The following is a 15,742-nucleotide window of genomic DNA, read 5'->3' on the forward strand; positions in this document are numbered from 1 at the left end:
GGGATAGTAGTCACACCAGACGGTGCAAGCCGTCCACAATGGACTGCCGGTGGGACAGCATGGATGATAGACGAGCATTCAGGAAGGCGAATGTGCTGCAACGATTCGGGTTAGCTCTGATCCTGCTTCTGTTTGTGACCGGGTGCGCGACATTCCGCATTCCTTCAAATCTGTCTGCCGAGATCCTCAGCAGTGACGACCTTGAACTGGTCGAAGACGGCCTTCCGACCTATCTGCTCACCATGGATGGCCTGGTCCGAACCTACCCTCGAAACGTCCGGGTATTGAGCACTGCAGCGGAACTCAACAGTGCCTATGCCGGTGTCTTCATGGAAAGCGAAGAGCGCCAGAAGCGCTACAGCGCCAAGGCGCTCGACCTGGCAACCCGCGCAGCGTGTCGGGAAATCAGGTCATTGTGCGACATTCGCGAACAACGGGTCAGTGTCGCCGAGCAGACAATTGACGGCATAGACCGCGAACGTGATGCCCCGATGCTTTATTTGCTGGGCTCCATCTGGGCCGGCTATATCCAGGCGCACAGCGATGACTGGAATGCGGTGGCGCAGTTGCCCAAGGCACAGCGTCTGCTGGAACAGCAGGTCAAACTCTACCCTGGCTATAATCATGCCATGGGAGAACTCTACCTGGGCGTAATTGCCAGCATTCTGCCACCGGCTCTGGGCGGGCAGCCGGAAGTGGCACGCGAATACTTCGAAAGAGCCATCACATTGTCACGCGGACGCAACCTGATCGTCAAAGTGTTCTATGCTCAGGAGTACGCCCGCCTGATGTTTGATCAGGAGCTGCATGACGACCTGCTGGAGCAGGTTCTGGCGGCAGACCCCAGTCAGGGCCAATTGACACTGCAAAACGCTTATGCGCAATCGCTGGCCAGGGAGCTGCTGGCGACCAGTAATGATTATTTCTTCTGACCATGGACGAGGAGACTCCGGCATGAAAAAGAATCTACCGACCTTTGTTGCAAGTACGGCACTGTTCATCAGCCTGCTCCTGACGTCCGCTGGCCTGCTGGCCATGGAGTTGCGCATATCGACCCTGCTGCCTGACGGCACCAGCGAAGTGCGGGCACTGCGTCAGGCCAGCGAACAGCTCAGCGCCGAAACCGACGGGCGCGTCTCTCTGCGCCTGTTCCCGGGTGGTGTCATGGGCGATGATCTGGCGGTCGAGCGGCGCATACGGGCCGGCCAGGTGCATGGTGCACTGGTGCAGACTGGCGCGCTGGCGAGCTCTTTCCAGGATGTTCAGATTCTGAATGTACCGTTTATCATCGAGAGTTATGAAGAAGTCGACCACCTGCGCGACGTTTTCGAAGACGACATGGCACAGGGTCTGCGTGACCAGGGGCTGCATACCTTCGGCTTTATCGACGGTGGTTTTGCCTATGTCATGAGCAAGCAGCCCATGCGCTCAGTAGAAGATCTGCGGCAGGCCCGGGTGTGGCTGCCGGCAAACGACGACTTTTCCATCCAGGTGGCACGTTCCTTTGGCGTATCGCCCACAACCCTGAACATTTCGGAAGTGCTGACCTCGCTGCAAACCGGGGTGGTTGACACCATTATGGCTCCTCCTACCGCAGCCTTGACACTACAGTGGTTCTCCCGCGTCGATTATGTCACCGACATGCCGCTGATCTATACCTTTGCCACCCTCTACATCCATGATCGCTATATGTCTCGCCTGTCTGCCGAAGACCAGGAAGTCGTCAATCGTGTGCTGGGCGAAACCACACGGCGCATAGATGACAATGCCCGCCAGAACAACCGAGCCGCCTTCGATGCGCTGCTCAACCAGGGCCTCGAAAAAGTGGAACTGTCCGATGATGAAAGAGCGGCGGTGCGAGATAAGGCTGACGAAGCGCACACGGCGCTGATTCGCGAGGGGCAGTTCAGCCGTGAATGGCATGACCGGCTGATCGAGGCATTGGAAGACTTCCGCCAGAACAGTCGATGAACTCATCTCACCTGCACACAGCGCGCGCGTTGCTGCGCATTGTTCAGCGCTGGGTATATCGGTTGGAAGACGGCGCCCTGGTGCTGGTGCTGCTCGGCATGATGGTGCTGGCCGTCTACCAGATTATGTTGCGCAATGTGATGGGCTATACGTTGCCCTGGATAGATCCGTTAAACCGTGCTGCTGTTCTCTGGATAGCCCTGCTCGGTGCCATGGTAGGCACCCGGCTAGACAATCACATCAAGATTGATCTGGCTTCGCAGTTTTTCCCGCTCTGGCTGGGCCGGCTGGTGAAACGCTTTATTGCGCTTTGCAGCAGCGTGCTTCTGGCCCTGTTGAGCTGGCATACCTGGCGTCTGGTGGAAGACGAGCGTGCCTGGAGTGCGGCCACCGTGGCTTCCATACCGGTTTGGGTGGTACAGATCATCATGCCGATAGCCTTTGGCATCATGGCGTTGCGCTATGCCTGGATGGTGCTGTTTCCGGTTCTGGTGCCCATTGCCCTGCCCACTGAGGATGCTATTCAGGCCACGGACAAGAGGAATCCGGCTCCATGAATATGGCCATCTGGTTCGGCGTTCTGATTATTGCTGTCCTTGGCATGCCGCTGTTTCTTGTTCTGCTGACTGTGGCCGGTGTCGGTTTTTCGCTGTCTGATCTGGATCTGATCGTCATCGGCATAGAACTGTATCGGCTCACCGACTCAACCGTGCTGGTCGCCCTGCCGCTATTTGCCTTTGCCGGTTACCTGCTCAGCGAAGCCAATACCGCGCAACGGGTTGTGAGGACCTCCCGCGCCATTCTGGGCTGGATGCCGGGTGGCATGATTCTGATTGCGCTGCTGGCCTGTGCCTTTTTCACTATGCTCACCGGGGGCTCAGGGGTCACCATCATCGCTCTGGGTGCACTGCTCTACCCGGCGTTGAAAGAAAGCCATCATGACGACAGTTTCAGCCTCGGGCTGGTCACAACGTCGGGCAGCCTGGGCATTCTGTTGCCGCCCGCCATTCCGCTGATTCTGTTCGGTATTGTTGCCCAGCAGATGAACATTCCCGGAGTGGATATCGTCGACCTGTTCCTGGCTGGACTGATTCCCGCATTGCTGATGATATTCGCGCTGTATGGCTATGGTCTCTGGGCCAATCGGGCACAGCCCATTGAGCTGACGCCCTTTGCGGCCCGCGAGGCCATTCAGGCGCTCAAGGAGTCCTTCTGGGAATTGCTGATTCCAGTCATCATCCTGGGCGGTATCTTCAGTGGTGTACTGGTGCTATCGGAGGCGGCTGCGATCACCGCCCTGTATGTCCTGATCATCGAGACGCTGGTGTATCGCGAAGTAGGCTGGAAAGCACTGGTCCGCGCCATGCGGGAAAGCATGATCATGGTCGGCGGCATTCTGCTGATTCTGGGTGCGGCCATGGCCTTTACCAATCTGCTGATCGACCTGGGCATCCCGGAGATGCTGTTTGAGCTGATCAGCACCCATGTCGACAGCCCACTGCTGTTTCTGCTGCTGCTCAATCTGCTGTTGCTGGTTCTGGGGGCCTTTCTCGATATCTTTGCCGCCATCGTGATCATGGCCCCGCTGATTCTGCCGATTGCCATGCAGTTCGGTATCGACCCCATTCATCTGGCCATTATTTTCGTCGCCAATATGCAGATCGGCTACTTTACTCCGCCGGTAGGCATGAACCTGTTTATTGCCAGCTACCGGTTCAAGAAACCCATTACCGAGCTGTACCGGGCTACCTGGCCGTTCCTGCTGGTTTTGCTGGCTGTAGTGCTCCTGGTTACCTATGTACCCTGGTTCAGTCTCGTTCTGGTACGCTGACGCTTATGAAACTGAGTCATTTTTTCGCCTACTTGAACCGTTTGCGCTGGATCAGACGCTGGGGCCTGAAACGCAACGTGGTGGAAGAAAACGTGATGGAGCACAGTTGGCAGGTGGCCACCATTGCCCACGCGCTTGCGGTGATCAGCAATCGCCATTTTGACGGCAATCTGGATGCCGAGCGTATTGCCGTGCTGGGCCTGTATCATGATGTCAGTGAAGTGATCACCGGTGATATGCCGACGCCCATCAAGTATCACTCTCCGACCATCACCCAGGCCTACAAGGCCATCGAAGAAGAAGCCGAACGGGATATTCTCGGCATGCTGCCCGAATCACTGCAGCCCGACTTCAGAAACCTGCTGCTGCACGAAAATATCCCGGAAGAACAGCAGCGCATCGTCAAGTATGCGGACCTGATCAGTGCCTATCTGAAATGCGAGGCCGAAATCAGGGCCGGCAACACCGAATTTTCGAGTGCCTTCACGCAGATAGAAAACCGCATCCGGGATACCGGCGCTCCGGAGGTCGACTATTTCATGAGCCATTTCGTGGAAGCCTATACCCTGACCCTGGATGACATGCTCAACTACCATGATCGCTCCATTGGACTGAAAAAATAGCGGCAATACCGCCACCCAATGCCTACACTGACCCTGACTCACCGAACCGCGAGCTGCACCCTTGACTGAAACATTGCCTGCAGAAAAATCGAAGAAGCTCAAACCGCTCTACAAGATGACTTTTCTGGTGGTGGATGATTTCCCCAGCGCCCGCAAATCCGTGCGCACCATGCTGACCCAACTCGGCATCGAAAACATCTTTGAAGCCGCCAACGCCGTGCAGGCCAAAAAACTGCTGAAAGACCGCCAGTTCGACATGGTCATCTGTGATTTCAACCTCGGCCCGGGCCAGGACGGCCAGCAACTGCTTGAGGAAATGCGTACCACCGGCGCCATAACCCGCATGACACAGTGGATCATCATCACGGCAGAAACATCGCGTGACATGGTGATGGGGGCAGTGGAATACCAGCCTGACGACTACCTCGCCAAGCCGTTTGCTTTCGATACTTTCAAGCTGCGCCTGGAAAAGCTGGTGCGGCGGATCAACGAACTCGAACCCCTGCTGAGCGCCATGGACACCGATGATCACAGCGCCCTGCTGGCCGCCTGTGAAGGGGTCATCGAAACCCAGCCGCGTTACCGGGCCTGGGCCAGACGCATACTGATCAATGCCCTTATTCAACAAAAGCAGTTGACGCGCGCCGAACAGTTGCTGGATGAAGTGCTGGAGAAACGCCAGCAAGACTGGGCCCTGTATGAAAAAGCCCGCATCCAGATGCACCATGGCCGCTACAATCCTGCCATTGCCCTGCTGATGGAGGTGGTCAATACCAACCCCAACAATGTCGCGGCCTATGACAGTCTGGCCGATTGCTATATGGAACTGGGGCAGACAGAGAAAGCCCAGCAGGCGCTGCTGAATGCGGTCAGAGTGTCACCGCGTCGTCTCGAGCGTCAGCGCCGTCTGGCCGAGATCAGCAAGGAGCAGCATGACTATGTGATCTCCACCAAGGCCTATCGGGAAGCACTCACCCTGGCCAGCAATACCCGCCACGATACACCGGACAACTACATCAACCTCGCCGACACCTTGAACACGGCAGCCCGCCGCGGCGCCGACAAGGATCTGCGCAATGCCTCGCGACAGGCGCAGCAGGTCGCACAGCGGCTGACCCAGCGGTTTCCGGAAAATGTGCCCCTGCAGATCAAGAGTCGTCTGATTCAGGCGGAATCACTGGACATTCAGGGCCTCGAAACAGCGCGTGATGTCGAGATCGACAAGGTGTTCGACCTGTCCATGCGTCATATCGAAGACATCAGGCAGCCCTTCGCCCTGGAAGTCGCCAGTGAATTCTATCGCTTCGAAAAACAGAAACAGGGCGACGATTGGGTCGATGCGCTGCGCAAGCAGCATGAAACCGACCTGCCCTTCCAGCAGAAACTGCTGATGCTGCAAAGCGAACCGGTGTCGGAAAAATCCCGCAAGCGCGCGGCTACGCACAACAAGGCCGGCAACGAGGCCTACCGGGATGGCAAGTTCCGGGATGCACTGAAACATTTTACCCGTGCTCTCGAGTATTCACCGCGGCATCCCGGACTCATCCTCAATATCGTGCAGGGTTATTTCAAGCTGTATCGCGCCGAGCCGGAAGCCGAGCATATCTACAACATGGAGCATTATCTGCGGCGTCTGACCTATCTGCCGCAGGACCACTATCAGTACGACCGCTACCAGGCGCTGTGCAAGCGCCTGGACCTGCTCAAGGAGAACAGTTGAATGGCCGACCCACAGAAGCCTGCAGACCCGCTCGACATGACGGCCGTTCTGGCCTCCACTGTCCATGATGTCAAAAACTCCCTGGGCCTGATCAGCGCGCAGATTGAAGAAGTTACCGCCACCCTGCGCGATACCGACCCCGGGTCTGCCGACAAGTTGAACCGCATATTGCTGGAAAGCAACCGCATCAACAGCGGGCTGAGCCATATGCTGGGGGTCTATCGCATCGACAACCAGTTGCTGCACCCCAGTCTGGAAGAGACGCTGGTCATGGATGTGCTGGAAGAGGCCGCTACCCGCTATGCAGGCAATCTGGAACAGCAGAAGATCACTCTCGACATCGACTGCGAAGACGAAGAGCTGACCTGGGTCATGGATGCCAGCCTGGCCGATCATGTACTGACCAACATACTGACCAATGCCATCCGCTACACCAAAGACTGGATCGGGCTATCTGCCCGCGTGGAAAACGATCAGTTGTGCATTGCCATTGACGACAACGGCAGTGGTTATCCCGATGCCCTGCTCAACTGTCTTGAGCCGGATGCCAGTCTGCGTGTCAGAACCAGCAGCACCGGGCTGGGTATCTATTTTGCCGATGGCATAGCCCGCCTGCACCATAACTCGGACACGGGCGAGACGGGTCGCATCGAACTCGTCAACAAGGAAGGTGGCGGGGCCCGGTTTGCTCTTTGGCTGCCTTAGTGGCTCAGAGCAGTGTCGAATTCTAGGATTTGGTTTCCCACAGGTCCTTCCCATCGGGTGCACTGGCGGGTTCCCCGGTTTGAACGCCCTGTGTAACCCGGTTCAGCAGTATGGCAATCAGGTTGTCTTTTATTTTTTCCCGCGCGGTGACCGGCAATCGGTTCATATGCTCGCGCTTCAGACGGAATATTGCCGCCCTGGATTCACAGCGTACCGAGCCGGTACGGGGTATAGGACGCAAGAAGGACACCTCACCAAAGCAATGGCCTCGGCCAATATCGGCCACCTTTTCACCTTCGCTCCAGACACTCAGCAGCCCGTTGAGCACCACATACAGAGAAGAGTCCTTGTCGTCACCCTCCATGATGATCCATTCACCCTCCTTGAACGCCAGCAGCTCAGGGCCATGCATCAGCAGAATCTTCTTCTCGTCATCGGAAAACCGGGAGAAAAAGTCCGCCTTGGCCAATATCTCCAACTGCTTTTCACGACTCAGGTGATCGACAACCTGCATGATGATGCGCCTCTTCCCGCTGCTGATTGCCGAAAGTCTAGCACCTGAATTGCCCGTAAAGCGGACAGTTTTCACAAAATACTGCGATCACCGCAAAAAAAATCCGAAATACGTCAAAACTGTAAGTCATCTGTAAGTCGCCGGTGCTGTAATCGAATAGCCAAATGACTGATCCCCGCCCGACGTACCGGCGTCGTCGATCATGCGAACCGGCACCTACCTAATGGAACAGAGAACAAAACGATGAACATGAAACAGGGTTTACCAATTGGTTTGCTCGGGGCCGCACTGTGTCTGCTGACGGCTTGTGATGACAGCAGCAATGGCAATTCAAGTGGCGGCGGTGGAGGTGGAGGCGTCAGTGGTGGTGCCACAATCAATGTAAGTGGCAACATCACCAGCCTGAGCGATATCGTCGGCGTCTATGAAGACTTCTATGATGAAGGTGGCGGCATTATCGACGAGATCTATATTGAAATCGCCGCCGATGGCACCGTCTGGGAACATGACTACCAGGGCGACAGCTATCATCAGGGGCCAAACTGCTACGACATTTGGGAATGGGACGAGATAGAACATCGGGGTGGCAACACCTTCTACAGCGATATGTCTTTCGCCGAGTTCGAGGCTCGCTTCGAGAACAACCGCCTGATCATGGACTATGGCAACGGTTGGGAAGAGGAATACGGTCCCAAAGTCAACATTGATCCGGCCAACTTCCGTGCCGCGGAGTGTACCGACTGAAACGCATCAGGGCATCAGCACTAGCGCTGATGCCCTGAGCAATGAAAACGATGCAAAAAATTACAAATTCACCTTAAAATGTAAGTCAATTGTAAGCGCTCTGTGCTTAGATACAGGTATTGCACCCCAAGCCGCAAGGCAGAGCCGCAATAAAAACAGTAAGAATTGTGTTTTCTGGAGGATGTCGTCTTGCCGCTCACCCATCGATCAGGGAGCTCTCCTGTCCCCCAGCCGAGCGGCTGTCGCTCCGGCATGCTGTGCAAAACCCTTCTGCCAATGCTGGTTGTGTTCCTGATTCCCCTCGCACAGGCTACCAGCATTGGCACCGTTATCATGAGCCGTGGTGATGTGATCGCTGTCGGCGAAGACGGCACCGAGCGCGAGCTGGCGCGCCGCAGCGAGGTCATGCTTGGCGACCAGCTGAGCACCGGCCCGGACAGCCGCCTGCAGGTGCGCATGGTAGATGACGCTCTGCTCGACCTGCGCAGCAACACCGACATAGTGCTCGAAATCTATCAGGACGATCTGGATGACGAAGAATCCCGCGTACTGATGGAACTGGTTGGCGGCACCCTGAGCACACTGACCGGGCGCTTTGGGGACAGTGATGAAGACGCCTACCAGCTGCGCACCAGCAATGCCTCCATCGGTATTCGCGGCACCGGCTATGCCGCTCTCTATGAAGAAGGCTCGAACACCACCTACACCTCCATCAATTCCGGTGCGATAAATCTGGGTTCGGATGGCGGCTCTATTCCGCTCGGCACCGATGAAGCCTTTCGCCACGGCCAGGCGCAGGACAACTTGCCCCCGCAGGGACTGCTGACGCCACCACCACAGCTTCGTCAGGCCCTGCTGGATGAACAACTGGTGCGCGAAGAAGACGACGATGAAGAGTCTGATGAAGGCACGGCAGACAACGAAGGTGACACCGCCTCGTCCGCACCGGCGCCTTCGACCACCCCGGACGACGAGACTATCACAGGTGATGTCAGCCTGGCCGATCTGCGCGATGACAGCGTCTCGGAAAGCGATGTCGATGAGAACGGGCTGACCGATGCCCGGCTGCCGGAGGCTATTGTAGAGGCTGCCGTCGAGTCACAGGTGTTTCTGACGGCAGCTTCTGGCTCTTTCGGTTCCCAGTTCGGTCTATTCGCCAACACTCCGGAAGACGGCATCTATGCCCTGCTCTACCCCGACTATCCGGACCTGTCTGACGGCTATGAAGAGGCGTTTCAGGTCATTCGATTCTCGGACGACCCAGAGTTGGAAATAGTTTTCTGTGGCGAAGGCTTACAAGATCCAGAAATCTTTTGCGACTCTGAAGGCAATACACAGGGTTGGTTCTGGGGTTACTGGGACAGCGGGCTGGAAGTCGCTGTCAGGGATGACTATGAAGAGCTTGATCAGCTCTGGGTCATGCAGGTGCCGGCGGATACTTCGATTGACGGCTTTACTGAGGAGATATTTTTCAGCTCTCAGTCTGGCGAATTCATGGGCACCATGATGGATGGGACACAGTTACTGAGCAATAGCCTTCTGGAGATGGGCATCAGCAGCACAGGAGAAGTGCAATTTGGAACTCTGGAAATCAATACTGGCGATTTGAGCTGGAGCATGACTTCTGGCGGCGGCCAACTTATTGATGCCGGCACGCTGAATATCGACGATTTTGCCGGGACCTGGGAATTAGGACCCGAAGAATATGACCTGACAGGAGATGTAAGTGGCGTATTTCGGTTTGACAATGGCTACTACTTTCTCGGGACATTCTCAGCTAGTGCAGATGATCCCGACGGACATTCTGCGAGCGGCATTATTATTGCCCCAGAGGGCCCATAACTCAGTCTCGCCTCACGGCACCAGACTGGACAACACGTTTTATAACGCTATCGATCAGGCCTTACGATAGCACCCTATGGAAATCGGGTCGAAGGACCCTGTGCATATCAAGAGGAAGATACAATGAACAAATTGGCGCTAATGTCTCTTTCTGGGGCCGTTTTAGTAGCCATTGTCGGCTGTAACAGTGACTCCGGCTCCGGCGGTTCAAACTCCCCTGAAAAAAGAACATCGGCACGCAGTGGAATGGAACTTAATCCCAGTACTGATGCCGCCGAGCTGAGCCAACTTTTTGCCGGGAGTCTTGGCGGTGATCTGCCCGGAGGATCAAGTGTCGGCGACTTACCAATAGTTGCTACAACACTCGAAGCTCGGAGCAGTCAGCCCTCGAACAACGCAGGCGTCCTTTTCACCGAGCTGATGACGCAGATCGAACTGGTCAATGAGCAACGTCAACGCAATCTGTATGCACGCAATGGAGAAGAGCCCAATTTTGGGGACATGTTCGAACAGCTATGTGAGACTGGCAGCGCTAGCTACAGCCAAACAGACACATTGGTCAGCCTGGACTTCAGCAACTGTAGGACAGATTTGGGGAGCGAGGGCGAAATTCGGATCACTGGCGGTCTGAGTGTAGCTGCATCCAGCGGCAACCTTGATAACGCCATTTCGGACACATGCACGGACGAAAGTATCAGCGCCACATTCAAAGCCGATGACCTCTGGTATAGATTTTACGATGGCAGCGGCAACCGAGTTGAATCGGTATTTATAGCAGCTGATGTTACCTTCTCTGCCGATGAGGACTGTGCTGCCAAAACAACCAGCAGCTCTGTTTCAGGCCCCTATTTCTTCGTAAATGTAGAAGGTGACTGGTTCGGTTTCTACAATTTCGGTTTCTCGGTTTCTCTTGATGAGTCGAATGCCAGCAATCCATTGACTGAGGGTTCCGTCGATTTCACTTTCGACAGTTCCGAGCTGACTGGCAGCCTGACCATCGAAACAACTCAGGACTTTGCCGCTTTTCAGGATCCTGGCTACCCCCATGCGGGAGAAATGAAAATCCGCAGTGGTAACAATGAGCTGGTGTATACCTTCCCGAATTTGATCGACTCCCCGGACCCAGAGAGTGAACAAGTAACCATCACCGGCCGGTCCGACCAATCACAGGTATGTCAGGGCCAGAGCTCCTGGGCCCAGATGAACAACGGCCAGGCCAGCTGTAACTGATAACTTGCAGTACCCAAGGGAAGAGACGCGCCCATGGAGGGGCCTGTTATGAACATAAAAAAGAAGCCGTTGCATGAAATTACTCATCACAAATGCACCACCCACCGAGTTTGGCCACCGGCCAGCGCACGCGCTGGGCCGGTGCGCCCTTTTCGGCCTTGTTTTTCTGGCGCTGCTTTGGGCGGCGCCTGTAATGGGTCAGTCGACCCTGAGCACTGCGCCCACCTCCATCAGCGGCGTTGATCCGGAACTGCGCAACCTCGAAGGTCTGCAGCAGCTCACCCGAGAGAACCGCTGGCGTGAGGCGACACTGGTCGCTGAAGACCTGCGCGCCGAATACGAAGGCGATCCGGCATTTGACCTTCAATATGGCCTGGTCAACCTGGCCAATAATGACCCTGCCGCCGCAGTTTATCCGCTGGAGCGTGTGGTCATCATGCAACCCGCCAACAGCCGCGCGCGGCTGGAACTGGGTCGGGCCTATTATGAACTGCGCCGCTGGGACGATGCCCGCAGCCAGTTTCAGCGCGTCCAGGCCTCCAGTCCGCCCCCCAGTGTCCAGGCCAATATCAATCGCTACCTGACTGCCATCGAACAGCGGGAGCGTGACGAGGCCGGTGCCTGGCGCGGCACCGCCAGCCTGACGGGCCTCTACCAGAGTCGCAGCTATGGCAATGATGTCGACTTCGGTGGTGGCAGCTTCAGTATTGATGACGCCAGCGATTACCGGCTTATCGGTCAGGTGGATGTACGACGCGAATTCCGGCGCAGCAACTTTGTGACCAATGGTGTGGGCATTCGGGTGTCCGGTGGTCTGGAAGCCAACGGCGATCTGGATTTCGCCGACCCTGATCTGGGTCTGCGCGCCTTCCGCAACTACACTCGCACCACCTGGGGCTTCAGCACCGGGGTGGAAGTGCGCCTGCTGAGCCAGTCACTGCGTGGCCGTATCGAGGGCAACCGTGAGCTGGCCGAGTCGGTGCAGGGCTTTCTGCGTTATGAGCCCATTTTCTCGCTGGATGGCCCGATCAACGAACAGTGGATCAATCGGGTTACGGCCGGTGCCCAGTTCAACGGCGGGCAGATGCGTCACCGGGGCACGATCACCGCGCAGCACTATTACAACCTGCGCTCCGGATCAAATGCGGAGAACACTACTGCAGAACGCAGTGACCTGTTCAACACCACTTTGGAATACCGCTTTCAGTATGTACTGGACCCGCAATGGACGCTGGGCGTAACGCCGTCCCTGTCCATTACCCAGTGGCTGGAAGACAACCCGTTCAACCAGGTAATTGGTGACGAAGACCGGCGGCGCGATATCAGCTTCACGGTATTGCCCAATGCGATCTGGCTGCCGGAACCCTGGCTGTACACCCAGGCCAGCGTGGGCTATCGAATTACCCGCAGCAACCTGGATCTTTATGATAACAGCGGCCCCGTAGTGCAGTTGACCGCCGCCTATATCTGGTGATTGTTCGGGGCCGTCGCCCCGCCCTGCCGAGGCAGCAAAGATGACAATTCGAAAGCAGATGCTCTGTCTGTTTCTTTGTGGAGGCCTGCTCGGTTCCTCTGCATTCGCGGTGACCGGCGATCTCGCTCAGTTGGTCAACCAGCAGCGCTTTGACGAGGCCTGGGCGTTGGCGCTGGACCATCGGTTTGATCGGGAAGGCGAGATAGAGTTCGATCTGTACTATGGCATGGCCGCCATCGAAACCGGCCATTTCAGCGAGGGGGTTTTCGCGCTGGAACGGGTGGTCATGCAGAGGCCGGGTTTCGCCCGTGCCCGCCTGGAACTGGCCAGGGGCCACTTTCTCGCCGGAGACCTCGACCGCGCTGCCTACCATTTTGAAATGGTGCAGGCGCAGGACCCGCCCCCCACTGTATCCGTGATCATAGACCGCTATCTGCAACGCATCGAGCAGCGCTCGGCTCGTCGCGAAACGCGATTCAGCGGGTCAGTGGGTATCGGCCTCGGGTATGACACCAATGTGAACAGTGCCACCTCCAGTGACCAGATCAGCGTGACACTGGGTGGACTCGATGCCGATCTGCAACTGGATGCCGACAGCCAGGCAAAAGACGACCTGTTTCTGACCCTGCGCGGTGATGGCCGTGTGGACCATCCGGTCGGCGAGCGCTGGACGGTGTTTGGCCAGATCGAGGCGGCAGCGCGGCGGCAGCCGGATGAATCGGATTTCGATACCCTGCGTCTGGGCACTCGCGTGGGTGGGCGCTGGCAGGGAGACGGCATCGTGCCACAGGTGGCGCTGCGGGCGCAGCGCTTCTATCTGGATGGCGATGCGTTTCAGGATCTGCTGGGTATCTCAGCCAGCCTGAACCAGTCACTGTCGCCGTTCATGCTCGCTACCTATGGCCTGGAACTGGCCAACCTGAGCCATGATGACAGCCCCGACAGTGATGCCAATCTGGCATCCGGGTCAGTCGGTCTGGTTCATGCCTGGCGAGCCCCGCTGTCTCCTCTGGTCAATGCCTCGGTGTTTGCCGGTGTTGTCGATGCGCGTCGATCCACCACCGCCGCCGAGGCCAATACGGATCGCTGGCAGACCGGTTTGAATGTGCAGGGTCGGCTGCAGCTCAACCCTTCCTGGCGGCTTTCCAGCGCTGTGCAGTATCGCCACAGTCGATACAGTGGGCGCAATCCGCTGTTCGACAACGACCGACGGGTGGATGACTTTCTGCAATTCAGCCTGGCAGCCGACTGGCAGCCCATGCCACGCGTTCAGGTGACGCCGCGCGCGGAGTATCGAACCAACCGCAGCAACCTTGACCTGTATACCTACGACCGCGCAGTGGCTGAGCTTCAGGCCCAGTACCGGCTCTGAGTGGAGGATCGACCCTGATGATACCCTATCCTGCTCCGACTCCCGCCAGCGCTGCTACTGCGGCCGCCGGCTATCGACGACAACTGCGCCATTGGTTGCTGGTGACCTGGCTGCTGGCCGCCCTGCCGGCCTCCACTGTGGCTGAAGAACTGGTGGGCCGTGTGGTCTCTGTCGTTGGCGAAGTCATTGCCATCCGCCCCGATGCAACCGAGCGTCGCCTGCAACGGCGCAGTGACGTTCTGGTGGGTGACACCTTGGTCACCGGTGCCAACGGACGCGCGCAGATCCGCTTTGTGGACGACGGTCTGCTCGATCTGCGCCCCGACTCCGAACTCTATATCGAGGCCTATGCCGAAGCGACCGAGGAGACCCCAGGCAGTGCGGTGCTGGAGTTCTCCCGCGGTGCGCTGCGCACCATCAGCGGCCGCATCGGTCAGGAAGCCGGTGATCGCTATCAGATGGATACGGCACCGGCCAGCATCGGTATCCGCGGCACCGACTATGCACTGCAATATTGTGCGGCCGCCTGCATCGAGGCAGGTGGTAGTGAAGGCCTGTATGGCCGCGTCAACGACGGTGCCATTACGGTTACCAACCTGACGGGCACTGCGGACTTCGAGTCCGGTCAGTTTTTCGGCGTGGCAGATCAGAATACGCCTGCACTGCCAATCCCTCGGCCTCCACCAGGTGTTCTGAACGGCAGTGAAGGGGGCGAAAATGGCGATGGAGAGGACGACGACCTCGTAGGGCAGGAAGACTTTTCCGAAGCGCCGGATGAACTGGAGGATGACCCATCGGAGCTCACTCTCGAGCGCGACCTGCTGATCACGCCGGGCCTCGATACTTCAGGACTGATTGGTGAAGATGACAACGGCGATACGCCAGAGCCGGGCAATGGCGATGATCCTGAGCCGGATGAGCCAGACCCCTCTGAGGTAACGCGAGTCATGTCAGGGCTGTTTGCCTACACCGCCTATGGCAATACTCAGACAGTCTCCGGCCTGATTCGGGAGAGTGAGGTCAGCGAAGGCAATTTCACGCTTTCAGACAGCAGTGTCACCGAAGCCTTCTTCGACGACGATAACAGCGTCATCGTGGATACCGATGCCGACCTGGTAGGTGTAGGCAGTTGGACCTCACTCGATGGCACTTCAACGGTCGACTGGGGTCGCTGGACATCTTCCAACAAGGGCCTTTTCGATGTCGTCAGTGAGGGTGGCTCTATCAACTTTAGCGGCAGCCCCAACCAACCCGACTTTGTTTTCTTTTATAGTGAAGACCTGACCTCGCCCGAACAACTACAGGCGCTGGATGGCACCGTGACCTATGACCAGTTTCAGGGGCCGGATTTCATCATTAGCACGCAGAACGGTGAACTGGACCTGATTGAATGGACCATGGTTCTGACCGTAGACTTCGCAGCGATAGAAGCGGGTGTGGAAATGGACATTGTCACGGCCCTGATTTCCTACAATGTCGACACGGCGCAGACGAGCGTGGACTCGTTGTTCCTGTTCGAACTGCCCCTTGAAGGCACCTGGACGGACGGCACCAACACCGAGGATCTCGAAGGGCTGCTCAATGGCCAGTTCATCGGTGAAACGGCGGATGGCTTTCTGTTCTACTTCACGCTGGATCAGCTTGAAGATGGCGATGTCATCGATACGCTGCTGGGCAACCAGTTGATTACCACCGAAGATGGCCCGGCCAACTGAC

General features: G+C 57.1%; 14 protein-coding genes. 13 read left to right on the plus strand and 1 reads right to left on the minus strand.

Annotated features, from left to right (window positions below; translation table 11 throughout):
* Positions 1–59 precede the first annotated feature (59 nt).
* From LAT62_RS03095 to LAT62_RS03125, 7 genes are all read left to right on the plus strand, one after another.
* On the plus strand, positions 60–932 hold the full coding sequence (locus LAT62_RS03095; RefSeq protein WP_293378799.1) for a TRAP transporter TatT component family protein: 873 nt from the start codon (positions 60–62) through the stop codon (positions 930–932).
* Between the two features lie 22 nt (positions 933–954).
* Positions 955–1,971 (plus strand): TRAP transporter substrate-binding protein DctP, encoded by a 1,017-nt coding sequence (gene dctP, locus LAT62_RS03100; RefSeq protein WP_293378802.1) that lies wholly within the window; start codon positions 955–957, stop codon positions 1,969–1,971.
* Positions 1,968–2,528, plus strand: coding sequence for a TRAP transporter small permease (locus LAT62_RS03105; protein WP_293378805.1), 561 nt, complete (start codon positions 1,968–1,970; stop codon positions 2,526–2,528). The genes dctP and LAT62_RS03105 overlap by 4 nt, the downstream gene beginning before the upstream one ends.
* On the plus strand, positions 2,525–3,802 hold the full coding sequence (locus LAT62_RS03110; protein ID WP_293378808.1) for a TRAP transporter large permease subunit: 1,278 nt from the start codon (positions 2,525–2,527) through the stop codon (positions 3,800–3,802). The genes LAT62_RS03105 and LAT62_RS03110 overlap by 4 nt, the downstream gene beginning before the upstream one ends.
* A 5-nt stretch (positions 3,803–3,807) precedes the next feature.
* Positions 3,808–4,425, plus strand: coding sequence for a 5'-deoxynucleotidase (gene yfbR, locus LAT62_RS03115; RefSeq protein ID WP_293378811.1), 618 nt, complete (start codon positions 3,808–3,810; stop codon positions 4,423–4,425).
* A 61-nt stretch (positions 4,426–4,486) separates the two neighbouring features.
* Positions 4,487–6,145 (plus strand): response regulator, encoded by a 1,659-nt coding sequence (locus LAT62_RS03120; protein WP_293378814.1) that lies wholly within the window; start codon positions 4,487–4,489, stop codon positions 6,143–6,145.
* Positions 6,146–6,850 carry a HAMP domain-containing sensor histidine kinase gene (locus LAT62_RS03125; RefSeq protein WP_293378817.1) on the plus strand — a complete coding sequence of 235 codons (705 nt, stop codon included), beginning with the start codon at positions 6,146–6,148 and terminating at the stop codon, positions 6,848–6,850. It begins immediately after the preceding gene.
* A gap of 22 nt (positions 6,851–6,872) precedes the next feature.
* On the opposite strand, the gene LAT62_RS03130 is transcribed toward LAT62_RS03125, so the two are convergent.
* On the minus strand, positions 6,873–7,364 hold the full coding sequence (locus LAT62_RS03130) for a Crp/Fnr family transcriptional regulator (protein ID WP_293378820.1): 492 nt from the start codon (positions 7,362–7,364) through the stop codon (positions 6,873–6,875).
* A gap of 243 nt (positions 7,365–7,607) precedes the next feature.
* Here LAT62_RS03130 and LAT62_RS03135 point away from each other — a divergent pair, with 243 nt between their 5' ends.
* The 6 genes from LAT62_RS03135 (at position 7,608) to LAT62_RS03160 (ending at position 15,741) form a co-directional block, all read left to right on the plus strand.
* Entirely contained in the window at positions 7,608–8,108 is a 501-nt protein-coding gene (locus tag LAT62_RS03135; protein ID WP_293378823.1) for a hypothetical protein, read from the plus strand.
* 333 nt (positions 8,109–8,441) lie between these two features.
* Complete coding sequence (locus LAT62_RS03140; RefSeq protein ID WP_293378826.1) at positions 8,442–9,950, plus strand: FecR domain-containing protein; 1,509 nt, start codon at positions 8,442–8,444, stop codon at positions 9,948–9,950.
* A gap of 123 nt (positions 9,951–10,073) precedes the next feature.
* On the plus strand, positions 10,074–11,180 hold the full coding sequence (locus LAT62_RS03145; RefSeq protein WP_293378829.1) for a hypothetical protein: 1,107 nt from the start codon (positions 10,074–10,076) through the stop codon (positions 11,178–11,180).
* Between the two features lie 73 nt (positions 11,181–11,253).
* Positions 11,254–12,654, plus strand: coding sequence for a lipopolysaccharide assembly protein LapB (locus LAT62_RS03150; protein ID WP_293378832.1), 1,401 nt, complete (start codon positions 11,254–11,256; stop codon positions 12,652–12,654).
* 40 nt (positions 12,655–12,694) lie between these two features.
* The gene (locus tag LAT62_RS03155; protein ID WP_293378835.1) at positions 12,695–14,026 is read left to right on the plus strand and encodes a surface lipoprotein assembly modifier; all 1,332 of its coding nucleotides are present in this window, start codon (positions 12,695–12,697) and stop codon (positions 14,024–14,026) included.
* Between the two features lie 17 nt (positions 14,027–14,043).
* Positions 14,044–15,741, plus strand: a complete 1,698-nt coding sequence (locus LAT62_RS03160) for a FecR family protein (protein WP_293378838.1) — start codon at positions 14,044–14,046, stop codon at positions 15,739–15,741.
* Position 15,742 lies beyond the last annotated feature (1 nt).

The sequence above is a fragment of the Natronospirillum sp. genome (genome assembly GCF_022565775.1).
GTDB lineage: Bacteria > Pseudomonadota > Gammaproteobacteria > Pseudomonadales > Natronospirillaceae > Natronospirillum.

Excerpts from the sequence above, each read along its gene's own strand:
- LAT62_RS03095 (WP_293378799.1), top strand. The coding sequence starts at position 60 with ATGGATGATAGACGAGCATTCAGGAAGGCGAATGTGCTGCAACGATTC.
- dctP (WP_293378802.1), top strand. The coding sequence starts at position 955 with ATGAAAAAGAATCTACCGACCTTTGTTGCAAGTACGGCACTGTTCATC.
- LAT62_RS03105 (WP_293378805.1), top strand. The coding sequence starts at position 1,968 with ATGAACTCATCTCACCTGCACACAGCGCGCGCGTTGCTGCGCATTGTT.
- LAT62_RS03110 (WP_293378808.1), top strand. The coding sequence starts at position 2,525 with ATGAATATGGCCATCTGGTTCGGCGTTCTGATTATTGCTGTCCTTGGC.
- yfbR (WP_293378811.1), top strand. The coding sequence starts at position 3,808 with ATGAAACTGAGTCATTTTTTCGCCTACTTGAACCGTTTGCGCTGGATC.
- LAT62_RS03125 (WP_293378817.1), top strand. The coding sequence starts at position 6,146 with ATGGCCGACCCACAGAAGCCTGCAGACCCGCTCGACATGACGGCCGTT.
- LAT62_RS03130 (WP_293378820.1), bottom strand. The coding sequence starts at position 7,364 with ATGCAGGTTGTCGATCACCTGAGTCGTGAAAAGCAGTTGGAGATATTG.
- LAT62_RS03135 (WP_293378823.1), top strand. The coding sequence starts at position 7,608 with ATGAACATGAAACAGGGTTTACCAATTGGTTTGCTCGGGGCCGCACTG.
- LAT62_RS03140 (WP_293378826.1), top strand. The coding sequence starts at position 8,442 with ATGAGCCGTGGTGATGTGATCGCTGTCGGCGAAGACGGCACCGAGCGC.
- LAT62_RS03145 (WP_293378829.1), top strand. The coding sequence starts at position 10,074 with ATGAACAAATTGGCGCTAATGTCTCTTTCTGGGGCCGTTTTAGTAGCC.
- LAT62_RS03150 (WP_293378832.1), top strand. The coding sequence starts at position 11,254 with ATGAAATTACTCATCACAAATGCACCACCCACCGAGTTTGGCCACCGG.
- LAT62_RS03155 (WP_293378835.1), top strand. The coding sequence starts at position 12,695 with ATGACAATTCGAAAGCAGATGCTCTGTCTGTTTCTTTGTGGAGGCCTG.
- LAT62_RS03160 (WP_293378838.1), top strand. The coding sequence starts at position 14,044 with ATGATACCCTATCCTGCTCCGACTCCCGCCAGCGCTGCTACTGCGGCC.